This is a genomic window from Kangiella marina (assembly GCF_039541235.1).
In the GTDB taxonomy this organism is placed as follows: domain Bacteria; phylum Pseudomonadota; class Gammaproteobacteria; order Enterobacterales; family Kangiellaceae; genus Kangiella; species Kangiella marina.
This window is the reverse complement of sequence record NZ_BAABFV010000001.1, coordinates 1329170-1343060: the sequence shown is the minus strand read 5'-3', so window position 1 is coordinate 1343060 and position 13891 is coordinate 1329170. Positions and strand designations below refer to the sequence as shown.

Annotated in this window: 15 protein-coding genes; 8 read left to right on the top strand and 7 right to left on the bottom strand. The window is 45.2% G+C overall.

Translation table 11 applies throughout. The features are described from left to right. Positions 1–27 precede the first annotated feature (27 nt). A complete protein-coding gene (locus tag ABD943_RS06000) occupies positions 28–1608 on the bottom strand; it encodes an acyl-CoA ligase (AMP-forming), exosortase A system-associated (protein ID WP_345292274.1) in 1581 nt (526 codons plus the stop codon). 125 nt (positions 1609–1733) lie between these two features. Here ABD943_RS06000 and ABD943_RS05995 point away from each other — a divergent pair, with 125 nt between their 5' ends. After that, positions 1734–2867: a VanZ family protein gene (locus ABD943_RS05995; protein ID WP_345292273.1), complete on the top strand. Its 1134-nt coding sequence runs from the start codon at positions 1734–1736 to the stop codon at positions 2865–2867. 32 nt (positions 2868–2899) lie between these two features. Here ABD943_RS05995 and ABD943_RS05990 read toward each other — a convergent pair whose 3' ends face one another. Next, positions 2900–3370, bottom strand: coding sequence for a hemerythrin domain-containing protein (locus tag ABD943_RS05990; RefSeq protein ID WP_345292272.1), 471 nt, complete (start codon positions 3368–3370; stop codon positions 2900–2902). Positions 3371–3783: 413 nt separating this feature from the next. Between ABD943_RS05990 and ABD943_RS05985 the strand changes: the two genes are divergently transcribed. The 4 genes from ABD943_RS05985 (at position 3784) to ABD943_RS05970 (ending at position 6855) form a co-directional block, all read left to right on the top strand. Continuing rightward, on the top strand, positions 3784–4524 hold the full coding sequence (locus ABD943_RS05985) for a DUF3050 domain-containing protein (protein WP_345292271.1): 741 nt from the start codon (positions 3784–3786) through the stop codon (positions 4522–4524). 114 nt (positions 4525–4638) lie between these two features. Then, positions 4639–5316, top strand: a complete 678-nt coding sequence (gene rpe, locus ABD943_RS05980) for a ribulose-phosphate 3-epimerase (protein ID WP_345292270.1) — start codon at positions 4639–4641, stop codon at positions 5314–5316. Between the two features lie 2 nt (positions 5317–5318). Further along, positions 5319–6008: a phosphoglycolate phosphatase gene (gene gph, locus ABD943_RS05975; RefSeq protein ID WP_345292269.1), complete on the top strand. Its 690-nt coding sequence runs from the start codon at positions 5319–5321 to the stop codon at positions 6006–6008. After that, positions 6001–6855, top strand: a complete 855-nt coding sequence (locus ABD943_RS05970; RefSeq protein ID WP_345292268.1) for an anthranilate synthase component II — start codon at positions 6001–6003, stop codon at positions 6853–6855. Before gph ends, ABD943_RS05970 begins: the two co-directional genes overlap by 8 nt. Before the next feature lie 43 nt (positions 6856–6898). Here the strand turns inward: ABD943_RS05970 and crp are convergent, their stop codons facing one another. Then, a complete protein-coding gene (crp, locus tag ABD943_RS05965) occupies positions 6899–7534 on the bottom strand; it encodes a cAMP-activated global transcriptional regulator CRP (protein ID WP_345292267.1) in 636 nt (211 codons plus the stop codon). Between the two features lie 127 nt (positions 7535–7661). Between crp and ABD943_RS05960 the strand changes: the two genes are divergently transcribed. The 3 genes from ABD943_RS05960 (at position 7662) to ABD943_RS05950 (ending at position 9314) form a co-directional block, all read left to right on the top strand. Further along, positions 7662–8060 (top strand): OsmC family protein, encoded by a 399-nt coding sequence (locus ABD943_RS05960; protein ID WP_345292266.1) that lies wholly within the window; start codon positions 7662–7664, stop codon positions 8058–8060. 15 nt (positions 8061–8075) lie between these two features. Continuing rightward, positions 8076–8477 carry a VOC family protein gene (locus ABD943_RS05955; protein ID WP_345292265.1) on the top strand — a complete coding sequence of 134 codons (402 nt, stop codon included), beginning with the start codon at positions 8076–8078 and terminating at the stop codon, positions 8475–8477. Positions 8478–8654: 177 nt separating this feature from the next. Then, on the top strand, positions 8655–9314 hold the full coding sequence (locus ABD943_RS05950; protein WP_345292264.1) for a hypothetical protein: 660 nt from the start codon (positions 8655–8657) through the stop codon (positions 9312–9314). Between the two features lie 95 nt (positions 9315–9409). On the opposite strand, the gene ABD943_RS05945 is transcribed toward ABD943_RS05950, so the two are convergent. The 4 genes from ABD943_RS05945 to aroE all read right to left on the bottom strand — a co-directional run bounded on the left by ABD943_RS05945 (position 9410) and on the right by aroE (position 13890). Continuing rightward, entirely contained in the window at positions 9410–9781 is a 372-nt protein-coding gene (locus ABD943_RS05945; protein WP_345292263.1) for a hypothetical protein, read from the bottom strand. A gap of 99 nt (positions 9782–9880) precedes the next feature. Beyond that, complete coding sequence (locus ABD943_RS05940) at positions 9881–12586, bottom strand: DUF2339 domain-containing protein (protein WP_345292262.1); 2706 nt, start codon at positions 12584–12586, stop codon at positions 9881–9883. A gap of 62 nt (positions 12587–12648) precedes the next feature. After that, positions 12649–13068, bottom strand: coding sequence for a DUF6869 domain-containing protein (locus ABD943_RS05935; protein WP_345292261.1), 420 nt, complete (start codon positions 13066–13068; stop codon positions 12649–12651). 15 nt (positions 13069–13083) lie between these two features. Beyond that, positions 13084–13890, bottom strand: a complete 807-nt coding sequence (gene aroE / locus ABD943_RS05930) for a shikimate dehydrogenase (protein ID WP_345292260.1) — start codon at positions 13888–13890, stop codon at positions 13084–13086. Position 13891 lies beyond the last annotated feature (1 nt).

Sequence of the window (13891 nt, the reverse complement as noted above, 5' to 3'; positions counted from 1 at the left end):
ACCTTATTTATCAGGACTTGTTACGGTTCAAGCGTTCGCTAAATAGTGGAACTCTTGTTGTAGTGCTTTGCGGTCGATTTTGCCATTGGGGTTTCGTGGCAATTGATCGACAAACTCAATGTATTTAGGCTGCATAAAATTGGGCAGCTCACGCTGACAATATCGCTTGATACTATTGGTGGCATTGTCGTCGGCTTGGGCTGTCGCTGATAACTTGACCGCTATCAGAACCGCCTGACCTAGCTGGGCGTCAGCAATTCCCAGCGCAACCACTTCGCTGATCAGCTCCAACTGATAAAGTGTATCTTCAAGCTCAGCAGGGCTGATTCGGTAACCTGAGCATTTTATCATATCGTCTTGGCGACCAATAAAATACAGAAAACCTTCTTCGTCGCGTTTCACTGTGTCGCCAGACCAGACCGCAAGTTCGGGCAAGTGAGGTGCTTTGCCAGGAAGCGGCTTAAAGCGTTCGGCTGTCTTCGCGGGATCATTCCAGTAACCGAGGCTCACATGCACCCCGCGGTGTACCAGCTCTCCCGCTTCATTCGGCTGACATTCGCTGCCATCTTCCCGAAGTACCAAAATTTCAGCATCAGGAATGGCTTTTCCCATGGAGCTTGGACGATGCTCCAGTTCAGCGGGCTCTAAATAGGTCGAGCGGAAGGCTTCGGTTAGTCCGTACATCAAGTAAGGCGCGGTATCTGGCAAAGAGTGTCTGAGTTGGCTCAGGGTTGCTTCAGGCATAACGCCGCCACTGTTGGTAAGGTATCGAAGCGTGCGTTGAGCAGATTCTGGCCATTCCAGAGAAGCCAGCTGTATCCATAAAGGAGGAACTGCAGCTAAGCCCGTGATTTGATGCTTTTCGACCTGACGGATGACATCCCGTGGTAAGAGGTACTCCATCAGAACCACTTTGGCGCCGACCAGCAGGGCCGTGGTCACTTGGCTAAGACCGTAATCAAAGCTAAGTGGTAATACAGCCAGTAATACATCCTCTGCGGAATTGTGCAGGTATTGGCTAACGCTTTGTGCGCCGGCAATTAAGTTGTGGTGAGAGAGGCAAACGCCCTTGGGCTGGCCAGTTGATCCAGAAGTATAGAGTATCGCAGCCAGATCGCGCGAAATTCGGCGACGATGACGAGGGCTTGTCGCTGCTGGCAGCTGTGACCAGTAATGGGTCGCCAACGCGTCGGGCGCTGTGAATTTTGTCGATTCATCGACCAGCAAAAGGTGATGCAAATCCTCGCATTCGGCATAAATGCTCTGTAGTATCGTGCCTCGTTGAGCGCTGGTGATAAGCAACTGTATATTACAGTCTTGTACGATGTAACTTACTTGTGGTGCTTTCAGCAACGGATTAATGGGCACAAAAACCAGTCCGGCGCGACTCGCGGCGAAAAAACTGACGACAGCTTCGATTTGCTTAGGCAGATAAATACCGACACGACTGTTAGCGTCGAGACCGAGACTAAGAAAGTAATCTGTGAGTGTATCGATGGCTTTATTCAGCTGGTGATAGCTAAGCTGTTGCTTATTGTCGTCCACAGCAATACGCTCAGCAGACTGCTGACAGCTGGTGGAAACGATATCATCAAACTGGTAAAGCATCGGTATTCCGTTATTATGAATAAGTTATTGAGAGACATTTTAGCGGTTTAGGACAACTGCGTCAGCTAAACACCATAAAAATTACATCCTCTGGGGCAGGGTGAGAGGAAAGAGAAGGAAGTGAAATGAGACTGATTTGGTACATCGTCATAGTATTTATTGCGTACGGCTCCCTGTACCCGTTCAACTTTGATTTCTCACGCCCATTACCGGCCGATCTTGGTGCATGGCTCATGAATTGGCAGCAGAGAACCATTCGCTCGGACGTTATTGCCAATATTCTGCTATTCATCCCTTATGGTTTCTTTGGCGCGTTAACCGTGCAGCAAAAGCAACGACGTTATACGCTGCTGTCTATCTTGTTGATGCTAGCGGTGGGTATCTTATTTGCGTTTTGCTTACAGTTTATTCAATTTTACCTACCCTCGAGAGTGTCGCATGCTGCGGATGCGCTACTAAATGCGATCGGAATTTTAATTGGTATATCACTCGCTGCTTACTCTAACAGTCAGCGTATTCAACGAATGATCCCTGAGGGTTTGCGCTTGGGTATATCGCCAGCGTTTCTGGTGTTGTTTTTATGGATCGGGTGGCAATTCTTTCCATACATTCCAGTATTTGAAAGTAAGCAGTTTGGAGAGAGTCTGGATACCATCGTAAAAAGCACCTGGTCGATGTCGGTATGGTTACAGCATGTACTTTTCTGGTTAGTCTTTTACCACTTGGTGCAGCGCGTGCTGGGTAAAGAGTACCGTTTGAATTTTATTATTCTGGTTTCGGTATTTGTGATCATTATTAAATTAGCAATGTATCGGTCGCAGATGGGTTGGAGTGAAGTGACTGCGCTGCCGCTTGCGATATTGCTCCACCACCAACTAAAACGCGGTCTAATGATTCCATTAATCGCAATCAGTAGCACGGGACTTTTGTTGTGGAGTAACTGGTATCCGCTGACTTTTAAATCTGGGATTAACAGCTTTCAGTGGTTGCCTTTTGATGATTTCTTGAAAGGGTCAACTTGGTATAACTTGAGTGAGTTGATCGAGGAATCATTATTACTGGCTTCCGTGGGTTACTTTTACGCAAAGTGGTGGCGGAATTATCCTTGGGCGGCAAGCTTTTTAGTGGTGCTATCGGTTGGAATTACGGTTTTGCAGTTATTTATTGTCGGGAAGAAACCGGACATCACTTTATTCGTGATGGCGTTAGTGATCGGTATTTTACTCGTTCGACTACAATCAATCAGTCGAGCGGGCTGAACTCCCTTTCAGCGGCTATGTTGAAATAGAGCTTACTGTTGATACAAAGTGTACAGCTCGTTTTCTTCAAGAGAGACACGGTGGGTAAGAACTTCACCGACTTGCTGGTAGTCATTCGGGAAGTGTTTCTGTAACACTTTCATGTCATATGGTTTTGAATAACGCTTACAGAATTTAACCACGGCATGAGCAATGTCATTCATCTCCGTTCTAAAGTCACGAACCAGCTCCATTGAAGTGCTGTCGTCCGATAAGTTTTGTTCAAGATAAACGTAGAACTTAACATTTTCTTTAAGAAGGTGTGCCTGAAAGTCACGCTTAAATTGAGTCACTAAGTCGGCCAGTTTTTTCGGATTGTTGGCTTGATATCCAAGTTCCCACATTTGTCCGAAAAGCGTTACTAGGTGACTGTGATCATTTTTAAGGTTGTCGACTAATCCAGGATCAAATTGAATGCCTTTTTTGGGAGACGCATCATTTGGCTTTGGTTGAGGCGGAGACATGGGCCTTTGCTCAACCTTAGGTCTCTTAGAAAAAAAATCTTTGATAAACCCCATTTTTGTAGATCCTCAGCTAATTAAAAATAAATTTATTTGGTCTTAGTATTCTCTTAGTAGACACTAAATATAGTGTATTTTCAATATTTATAACCCATTAATAAATAAGGAAATAATGCGGATTTGCATTATGCAGTATTGCATAAACATCTATTCATATTTGCAGAAAAAGGCGTTTATAAAAATTAAATGATAACCAGGTCATAAAAAAATAAAAAAAGAGTCCTATAAATATAGATTTTTATGAGGTGGTGTGATTATTAGAAAGAGAACATTAAAAAAAATGTTCAGGGAATAATATAAAGTCAAATATGCATCATCTGATGGGAGATGAATGCTAACCACTGTGAGGAGCCACCATGTTAAAAGATAAATTAGAAGACTTAAATAAAGAGTTGTCCAACCACGAAACGTATAAATCGCTCGATAGCTTAGATAGTGTCCGTACTTTTATGGAATATCATATCTATGCCGTTTGGGATTTTATGAGCTTACTTAAGTCACTACAACAACGTCTAACGTGTGTTGATGTGCCATGGGTTGAGTCAAAGCAAGATCCTGAAGTTGTACGCTTCATTAATGAAATTGTTATTGGTGAAGAAAGCGATCTGGATCCGGACGGCAATGCGATCAGCCACTACTCGCTGTACTTGAAAGCAATGGAAGAAGTCGGTGCTGATACGAGCCACATTAAGGAATTTATTAAGACTCAAGATATGAGCCTGATTCCTGAAGGAGCCCGTGAGTTCGTCGATTACAATTTAAAAACAGCTCGTGAGGGGACCGATGTCGAAGTCGCTTCGGCGTTCTTATACGGTCGTGAAAAATTAATTCCGGATATGTTTACGGCGATTAAGGATGTGATGTCGAATGAAAACGTCAATTGCCCAACCCTGATCTATTACCTAGAGCGTCATATTGAGTTGGATGGCGATGAGCATGGGCCATTAGCTGAGAAGTGTCTGCAAGCCTTGTGTGGTGAGGATGCTGCGAAGTGGCAAAGTGCTGAAGAGGTTGCGGTAACAAGCTTAAAGTTACGCTCTAATCTTTGGAATGCGGTACTTGATGCGATCAATCGACAGCAAGAAAAAGCGGCATAACTCCTTTTCTCAACACAATTGATAAGTTGAAGAGCAGGGAGGCTTTCAATGGTAAAATAGAAGTCGTGATAAAGATTCTGTAGAATAGTCGAAAAATTAATGAACGGCTTTATTATGCAGAATATTGTTATCGCGCCTTCTATCCTCTCTGCCGACTTCGCCCGTCTAGGCGAAGAAGTTGAAAATGTCCTAAAGGCTGGAGCAGACTGGGTCCATTTTGATGTTATGGACAACCACTACGTTCCTAACTTAACGATTGGCCCTATGGTCTGCCAAGCGCTAAGAGATTATGGCATTGACGCGCCAATTGATGTACACCTGATGGTTGAGCCTGTGGATAGAATCATTCCTGATTTTGCTAAAGCCGGCGCGACTTATATCAGCTTCCATCCAGAAGCATCAAAGCATGTGGATCGGACCATTGGTTTGATCAAAGAGCATGGCTGCAAAGCTGGCGTAGTACTCAACCCTGCTACACCGGTGAGCGTACTGGAGTATATTATCGACAAGGTAGACTTAGTGTTGTTGATGTCGGTTAACCCTGGTTTTGGCGGGCAAAGTTTTATTCCTTCGACGCTGCGCAAGTGCCAAGAAGTGAGACAGCTGATCGATCAAACCGGTCGCGATATTCGTCTTGAAATTGATGGTGGCGTTAAAATCGACAATATTGAAGAAATTGCTGCATGTGGCGTCGATACCTTCGTTGCCGGCTCGGCCATTTTCAATACGGATGACTATCAAGCGACGGTTGAACAAATGAAAGCCAATGCGTCAAAAGGCATTTCACGCTAATTATGACCTCATTGAAATCGCCCCAGCTGGTCATTTTTGATCTTGATGGGACGCTCGTCGACAGTGCCGCGGACATTCAGATCGCGGCTAATCATACGTTCTTAGAATTAGACTTACCTGAGCAACCCTTAACCCAAATTAAACGCTGGATAGGCGGTGGTGCTCAGGTTTTTGTCGAACAGGCTTTACACCATTTTGGCAAAAACGAATGGTTCGAAAAAACGTATGAACTCTTTATGCAGTGCTACCGAGCCTTACCTGCCGATCGCACCATCATGTTTGAGGGCGTGCAGGGTTTTATTCAGTGCTTAAAGCTAGCCAATATTAAAATGGCGGTGGTTAGCAATAAACCGCATGAGCTAATAGAGCCGATCCTAAAGCATCTTGATATCGAGCGCTATTTTGAAGTGGTGTTGGGTGGCGATAGCTTAGCTGAGAAGAAGCCTAGCCCAGAACCACTATTGCACGTTTGTCGTCAGTTAGACATTAAGCCTGAAAACAGCTGGATGGTTGGCGATTCATCGAAAGATTCCCAAGCGGCGGCTAACGCTAAAATGCCTTTTGTAGGCGTTAGCTATGGCTACGCTTTAATGGCAAGCGATATAAGACCGCAAGAAGTCCCTCATACGGTCGTCGATAATTTAGAACAATTGATTCCTTTAATCTCAGTGGAGACGAATGCTTATGCGTAAGATTTGGTGGATATTTGCAGCGCTGATGGTGATTGCAACTTTTGGCCATTACGTCAGCGATCAGAGTGCCATTGAGCAGTGCCTTGAGGCCGATGGAAGCTTCCACTATGACGATGACTATTGTTCACAAAAGTCGATCTATGAGGGTGACAAGGGCTTTGTCGGCAACCATTGGCCATTAGTGACCATGTTGCTTTTAAGTTTAGGGTTCTTGATCGTCAGCCTAGTCATAAAAACACCACCGGTCAGCCGGCGAAAGTTATTGATGGTCGATAACTATGATTCCTTTACTTACAACTTAGTGCAGTATTTCGGGCAGTTAGGGCTTGAAGTGTTAGTCAAACGAAACGATGAATTGACGATTGCGGAAGTCGAAGCTTTAAAACCAGACTATATCGTGATTTCGCCGGGTCCTTGCACTCCCAACGAATCGGGTATTACGCTCGATATTTTGGAAAAGTTAGCCAGTGACTATCCGATACTGGGAGTGTGCCTTGGTCATCAGGCCATGGCGCAGGTCTTCGGCGGCAAAGTCATTCAAGCAAAGCAAGTCATGCACGGTAAAACCTCGCCGATTTATCATAACAATACCGGTGTCTTTGAAAGTCTACCAAATCCTTTCGAAGCCACGCGATACCATTCGCTTATTGTGGATAAACTAAGTTTGCCTGAAGAATTTGAAATTACCGCTTGGACCGAAGACGAAGAAGGTGAGTTGGAGTACATCATGGGCATTAAGCACAAAACCTTAAAGCTGGAAGGTGTCCAGTTCCACCCAGAATCGATCTTGAGCGAAAAAGGGCATCAGTTGCTGAAGAATTTTATTGAGTCTGCGAAACAAGCATAAAAAGCCCTGCATATACAGGGCTAAAAATATTGAGCTTTTGCGGCTAGCGAGCGCCGAAGATCACCATGGTTTTTCCTTTTACATGGATATGATCTTGCTCTTCAAGTGCTTTCAAGACACGCCCAACCATTTCACGAGAACAGCCAACGATACGGCTTAACTCTTGGCGCGTGACTTTAATTTGCATGCCATCAGGGTGCGTCATAGCATCGGGTTCTTTCGCTAGCTCTAACAAGGCGTGTGCAACACGACCTGTGACGTCTAGGAATGCCAAGTCGCCCACTTTGCGGCTGGTTTTTTGCAGGCGGTTCGCTAACTGAGTGGCTAACTTAAATAAGACATCAGGATTTTCTTTGGTCAGCTGGCGGAATTTATCGTAGCTGATTTCCGCTACTTCACATTCGGTTTTGGTTCTGACCCAAGCGGTACGATCATGCTCTTCGGTAAACAAGCCCATTTCGCCGAAGAAATCACCAGGATTAAGGTAAGCGAGTACTAACTCACGACCTTCATCATCTTCAATTAGAACGGTAACCGAGCCTTCTAGAAGAAAATACAGGGTGTTCGAAGAATCGCCTGCGTAGATCAGGGTACTTTTAGTAGGGAAACGGCGTCTCTGACAATGATTAAGAAACCACTGAATGGTCTCGTCTTGAGCCAAATGATAAGGTAACGCCATATATTATTTCCTATTTTGTTGTAATCTTTCAAAATATAGCATGAAATCTTAGTGCCGTGCCTCTTTAAAATCAAATTTGTTGTGGCACTATATAGCCTCTAAAAGTTCAAACTGGGTCACAAATCACATGAAAGTAACTGTCGACTGGGTCAACGACCTCAATTTTATTGGCAAAAACAGCAAAAGACAAAACGTTATGTTCGGTGGGGAAGGCGATTACGTCTCACCGATGGAGAATCTATTAATGTCTATCGGTGCTTGTTCATCGGTCGACGTGGTGATGATTCTACAAAAAGCACGCCAAAACATTACCGGTTGTCACTGTGAAGTTGACTCAGAGCGTGCCGACGAGCCGCCTCGTCGCTTTACAGGATTAACGCTTAAATTCGTGGTGCGGGGTAAAGACTTATCCACTAAGCAGGTCAAAAAAGCGGTGGATTTATCGGTAGAAAAATATTGCTCGGTGATGCACTCGTTGGATCCGAACATGCCGGTCAAGACCAGCTATGAAATCGTGCCAGTGTAACGGGATTTAAAACAGATGAAACGACCAGCACAGCATCTTGGTATGCGCCACCTCGCTCTATTTGTTGATGACTTAGCTGCCGCAGAGCATTTTTACGTCGAGTTGCTCGGTATGGACGTCGAATGGCGTCCAGATGAGGACAACGTCTACTTAACCTCGAAAGGCCACGACAACCTCGCGCTGCATCGTAAACAGCCTGATTTAGACACGTCTGGTGGTCAAAAGCTCGATCACCTCGGTTTTATTATGAATAACGCCGAAGAGGTGGAGCAATGGTTTGAATTTTTGAAAGAACATGGCGTCCAAATGCTGACTGAACCACGCAGACATCGCGACGGCGCAACCAGTTTTTACTGTCTTGATCCGGATGGGAATAGAGTACAGATGATTCATCATCCACCGATTGCTGGCTCCTGATCGTCGGCAACGCTTTATTAAACAGTATTCGAATGTGCTCACGTAGTTCAAGTACGCTCCGCATTCTCATACTGTTTTTCCGCGCCTTGCCCTAGCTCAGAAGCTAGAGTGTTCTACTGTTGGAATAATTGAGTTAAAAAAATTATCTAAAAATTAACAAGGAAAAGGAGATAAAGTTTGAAGAAAATCATTGTGTTGTTATTAGGCGTTGCATTAATCGGCGGAGTAACGGTTTTGTTAGTCAAGCCAAAGGAAGTCAGTGAAAAGGGTGAGCAAATAAAGAATGGCGATGTTGTTAAGCAGCCTACAGAAGATAAAAAACCTAGCTACTTGCATAGCCCTAAAGCAACAAAAAGTGCAAGCGATGTAATTAAAGATGAATCCCCTAGTGAACCAGAGGAAAGGTTATACACAAAAGAAGAGCTGGATGCTGCCGTGAGCAAGGCTGAGGTTCAAATGGCTGAAAGGGTGTTGAGGGAGGCAATGTCTGAGGACGAAATCACAGAAACTGTAGAATCAGTGGTCGATGCCTTCGAAAAGAGTAACCAAACGCCCGAAAGCAGCGCCAAGCAAGCAACAATCAATAACTATATCCATGATAATGGTATTTACGATAAGCTAGCTGAAGAAGGCGTCATATTTTCAGGGGTTGAGTGTCGGGAAGCGGCCTGTAAGTTACGGTTCGAAGTTAGCGACACGGATGACAACATGAAGCGCAGAATGCCCAAAATGCATTCTATTGCCACTGAATTTGCGGACTTCGAGCTATTAAAGGAAATGGAAGCCATCATCACGAATGACTTTGAAGGAAGAAACTTGGAGTACTATTATTACTAGCGTAGTCAATAGGGTACTCCGAAGCTCATAAGGTTACGGAAGATTGAATGACGATCAAGATTTCCTCATTAGAGTGGCCGTTTAACTTTTTATGTTTAAATGACTTCAAAGTAGGTAACGGCGAAGCCAATAGCGGTACCAAGCATTATTGGTGCTGCTGTTCGGCGATAGAAACGTTTAGCTCGACTGGGACTACGCCCTACCCTTAAATCATTAATAATTCCTTGTTGCGACTCAAAAGCAAATAAAGCTGAAAGTATTGCGGCTGCTATGGCATAAAAAAAATGATCTTCGGAGGCGCTTTCGATAGTTAGGACTGTTTTTAGTGAAACAATTCCCCCGATAAATGCCAAAGCAAAAGTTAAAATGGACTTTGTGAATTCAAACTCAAGCTCTTGACTCAACAAATAGTGAGGGCTGTGATCAATTTCATTACTAGAGGTAATTTCTTTTAAAAAACGTTTCATGGATAACACTAACGCTCAAGCTGGCTTTACCAGCATATTACCGTCGTTTTCACTACAATGGAATATGCTGGATAAACTATAACTAGATACCGTTTGTAATCAACTACTAGTGTTATTATCTGTGTCAGTGGTAACCCTACGATACAACCACGCCAGCCCAAGTAACGCTAAACCTAATCCCATAAATGAGGCGACGCGCCAAAGTCCGTCGAGTCCTGACATATCAATAAGGAATATCTTACCGATGACTACGGCGAGTAAGGCCATGCCGGTTTTATTGAGAAGCTTATTCTGCCAATTTGCGCCAAACAAGACTGCGGCTATGGCTAGAAGCATCCAGACGACAGAGTAGGTATAGAGCTCGCCATGGCCGGTGGAGTATGTCAACAACATGTCGCTGCCTTTCCACAGGTGGCGAATTTCCAGCGTGATGAAAAGAAAGAGCGCGAATCCACTGACTTTGAAGGCGAACGACCGGGACTTAGGCTGGTGGTAAAGTGCGACTAACAACGCAAGGATGATAGGAGCGCCATAGGCTAATAACAATAAGTTAAATATTGGTGTGTCGCTGATGACATTGCTGTTCCACCATGGGTTTTTAGGGATGACAGCGATAACGTAGCTGGCTGAGGCCAATATCAATAGAATGTTTGAGCACAATCGGTAAAAAGACGCTAACTGATCGCTGATAGTGGCTCGGCGGTAATAAACAAGCGATAACCCTGCCCATAGCGAAGTGTTGATCGCAGCTTCAGTGAGATGGTATTGCTCAGAGAAAATCGCACCATCGTAAAGCCAATAACGAAGCTCGGTGCCAAGCGTTAGTACCAGTAGGTGTAAGCTGGCTGCTTCTAACCAAAGCTTGATCTTTCCACCGTCGGAGCAGAGACGGCTGGCCAAGAAAGCGAAGGCAGTTGAGCCACCATAAGTGTAAATCGACCAATGGATATCCGTAGGGTAATCAGCGAGCCAGGGATTTAGCGTTAGGCGTATGACCACAGCGGAAACCACAACTTTTAATAACAGCTGTAACCAAGGAAACGAATAACGCTTCGTTAACCAAGCCAAAGATACCATTTGCGCGGCTAATGCGAGCGAGAGCATGGCTTCGCGGAAGAATAATACGGCGGCCAGAGAGTAGGCAAAATGGGCTGACAGCGTAAACCATAATGCAACGTCATCAGTGCTACTGCGCTTAAGGCGAAGCCCGGCAATCAGGGCATAGCTAAGCCCTATGCCAAGCGCGACCGATCCCCAGTACAGCGACTGGGTATGCCCATGAACCTGTAAATAGGACAAGGATAACCAGATAAGCGGCGCAAGTAGTGCCAACGATGCTCTAGGGTGAGAAAAGCCCTGACGCAACCACTGCCAAACAGCAAAGCCGGAATAGAGCAATGCGCTCAGTCCAGCAAAAGTTAGAAAGTGTTGTGTGAGATTATCGGGTAAGGCACGGAATTGATAAGCAGCATGCCCAGTTTGCTGTTCAAAGCCGATGGCAAACCAAACGAACCATTGAATCACCAGCGCGAGCCAAGGTAGCAGGCATAGTTGCTTGCGACCTTGGGCTGCAAAAAAACTTACAATAATTAGCGGTGACCATAAGGCAAACCTTAATGCACCGTAGCCCTCGGCGTACATGCTGATACCCCATGCGAGTAAGATAAGACTTAGGACTAGTTGCAGCACAGAAAAAGAGCGGCTGGCAATAGAGATAGTAGGCGTTAGTGTCTGGTGCTCGTTTGAGTCTCGCTTACCGCTGAGCAACCAGTCGAAGTAAGGAATGGCGAGAAGCGCCCATGCCAAAATTGCTAAGTAGATGGCGCGGAAGTCATCTGCCTGATTGGTGGTGAGGGATAGTGCCCACCAGCCTAATGAGCCAGCGATAATGCTCCACCACAACCAATTTCGGAAAACATAGCGGGTGAGCAGTAGCGCCGAAGCACTGATGATCAGGGTGTAAATTAAAGCCGCGACCATGTTACCGCTACCGGTACTGACTAAAATAGGCACAACGTAAGCACCGATTAAGCCTAATATGGCAAGTACAGGGCCATGCAATAACGCCATGCCCATTGTGAATAACGAAACTATCGCTAAGGCGATGAAAATGGTTCCGGGCTCAACCAAGTGATAAACATGTAATGCAGCCAATAGAGCAGCGTACAGCGTAATGCTGGCACCGCCCGCGAGCGAAGCGAACACTGGGTCGCTGCCTTTGTTGCGACGACGAAGCCATTCCGCGGCTATGTGCAGCACAATGCCGGTGATAATGGCCATACTAATTTGTGTTTTAGGGCCTAACATGCCGGCATCGATGCTGTATTTGACCATGAAAATGCCAGCCAAACCGACCGAGATACCGCCTAACCAGATCATCCAGTTTTCGACCAAGGAACGCTGCCAATCCGCTTGAGGTTTCGGTTGGCGACTGGTTTTTTTGGGTGGTGTTGTGCTCGTAGGTTTTGCCGAGGTAGACGGTACTTGAGTTGTTTTTGGGGCTGTCTGTTTAGTCGATGCTGTTGCTGTGGGTTGTGTTACAGCTTTAGTAGCCAAACGTTCGGGATTAGGCTTATCAGACATAGAGCTGGGAGAATGTTTTAGGGTTTGATTAGTTTTATCAACAGTTTGTTGTGAAGTTGATGATTGTTCCCTGACTTGTTGCTTAAGTTTTTTATAGTCGGCAGCAAGTCTTTGATAAGCCTCATCTAGTCTGCTAGTCCGAAAAAAAGCAACCCAACCGAAAATAGCACCGAGCACTACAAATAAAGCCAATAAGAGCAGAAACCCTATTATTCCATCCATCTTTATACCTTCATTATCCTAATGATGTTTTTATACTAAACTTTACCGTGTTTTGCGAATGGTTATTCTGGAACACCGTCCCAGCCAGAACGATCCCAAACCTTCTGCACGCGTGTCCAAGTTTCTTCAGTCATACCGTTTTGCCAAACGCCTCCTAGTAAAGATGCAAATTTTGGATCTTCTTTAGCGCGATTCTCGACATTAACAATAAATTCTTCATTATTGGTGGCAAGGTAATCTTCAAGTGGACCTGCGGCTAAGACCTCAATGACTGATTGCGGTGGTTTTTTTGCGAAAATAGCGAGGATTATTGGCCAAAGCTTGTCTGGGGATTCAAAAGTGAGATCCATAATAAGTTCTTCTGCCCAGAAATACGGAGAGGATTGCGATAGGTTATAGAGATTAGCTGTCTGTGTATCAGCGGCTTCTTCGTAATATTTAATAAAGTCGTTCGCAATAGTTTCTAATTCGATTTCTGTCATAAATAGGAGCTATTCTTATAGCTTGATAGTTGATGTATCCGGATACTTCCCCGTCCAAAGTCCAAACGATTCAGCACCTTGTTCAATCAGCATGCCAAGGCCATGAAATTGGTGATTGGTGTGGGGTTTTGCGGCTTCTAGGAACTGGCCGGCTTTGTCGCCATAATTAAGGTCGTAGGCGACGGCGCTTTCGGCAAAGTGAATTTGAGTTAGAAACTTGTCGGCGTTAAAGCTGACGGAGTTGACGATGAGGTCTACGGCTATCGCTTCTCTGGGAGTAGAGAATTCGTATAGCTCAATAGTACCCAAATGTGACAAATCTTTTGCTAGCTGCTCAGCTTTGCTCTGGGTGCGATTGATTAGGTAAACCTCGAAACCATCAAGTAATAGTGATTGGGCGATACAACGGGCGACACCACCGGCGCCAAGAAGAACGGCTCGTTTATTCTGAAAGTCGATGCTGTGCTGTTTTTGTTTGGCGTATAAGTCGCGCAGAAAGCCAATACCGTCGGTACTATCGCCGAGAATACCTTCGAGCGTATAGACCAGTGTGTTGACGCTGTTAGAGTCTTTGGCCCGATCAGTAATTAAATCTGCATAGTTTAAGGCGTCGAGCTTAAAAGGCGCGGTTACGTTGAGGCCTTTGCCGCCTGTCTGGAAAAAATCATTGAGCACACGGTTAAACCCCAATCTACTTGGGCAGTATTTTGAATAGACGATAGTGATGCCTATTTGCTGCGCGAACTGCTGGTGCAGTTGCGGCGACATACTGTGTGATATCGGGTTACCGACCACGCCGTAGCGTAATAGTGGATTGCTCATG

What these genes read in the sequence shown, in the direction of transcription:
- ABD943_RS05995 (WP_345292273.1), top strand. Translation starts at nt 1,734, where the DNA reads ATGAGACTGATTTGGTACATCGTCATAGTATTTATTGCGTACGGCTCC.
- rpe (WP_345292270.1), top strand. Translation starts at nt 4,639, where the DNA reads ATGCAGAATATTGTTATCGCGCCTTCTATCCTCTCTGCCGACTTCGCC.
- ABD943_RS05985 (WP_345292271.1), top strand. Translation starts at nt 3,784, where the DNA reads ATGTTAAAAGATAAATTAGAAGACTTAAATAAAGAGTTGTCCAACCAC.
- gph (WP_345292269.1), top strand. Translation starts at nt 5,319, where the DNA reads ATGACCTCATTGAAATCGCCCCAGCTGGTCATTTTTGATCTTGATGGG.
- crp (WP_345292267.1), bottom strand. Translation starts at nt 7,534, where the DNA reads ATGGCGTTACCTTATCATTTGGCTCAAGACGAGACCATTCAGTGGTTT.
- aroE (WP_345292260.1), bottom strand. Translation starts at nt 13,890, where the DNA reads ATGAGCAATCCACTATTACGCTACGGCGTGGTCGGTAACCCGATATCA.
- ABD943_RS06000 (WP_345292274.1), bottom strand. Translation starts at nt 1,608, where the DNA reads ATGCTTTACCAGTTTGATGATATCGTTTCCACCAGCTGTCAGCAGTCT.
- ABD943_RS05990 (WP_345292272.1), bottom strand. Translation starts at nt 3,370, where the DNA reads ATGTCTCCGCCTCAACCAAAGCCAAATGATGCGTCTCCCAAAAAAGGC.
- ABD943_RS05970 (WP_345292268.1), top strand. Translation starts at nt 6,001, where the DNA reads ATGCGTAAGATTTGGTGGATATTTGCAGCGCTGATGGTGATTGCAACT.
- ABD943_RS05955 (WP_345292265.1), top strand. Translation starts at nt 8,076, where the DNA reads ATGAAACGACCAGCACAGCATCTTGGTATGCGCCACCTCGCTCTATTT.
- ABD943_RS05945 (WP_345292263.1), bottom strand. Translation starts at nt 9,781, where the DNA reads ATGAAACGTTTTTTAAAAGAAATTACCTCTAGTAATGAAATTGATCAC.
- ABD943_RS05940 (WP_345292262.1), bottom strand. Translation starts at nt 12,586, where the DNA reads ATGGATGGAATAATAGGGTTTCTGCTCTTATTGGCTTTATTTGTAGTG.
- ABD943_RS05935 (WP_345292261.1), bottom strand. Translation starts at nt 13,068, where the DNA reads ATGACAGAAATCGAATTAGAAACTATTGCGAACGACTTTATTAAATAT.
- ABD943_RS05960 (WP_345292266.1), top strand. Translation starts at nt 7,662, where the DNA reads ATGAAAGTAACTGTCGACTGGGTCAACGACCTCAATTTTATTGGCAAA.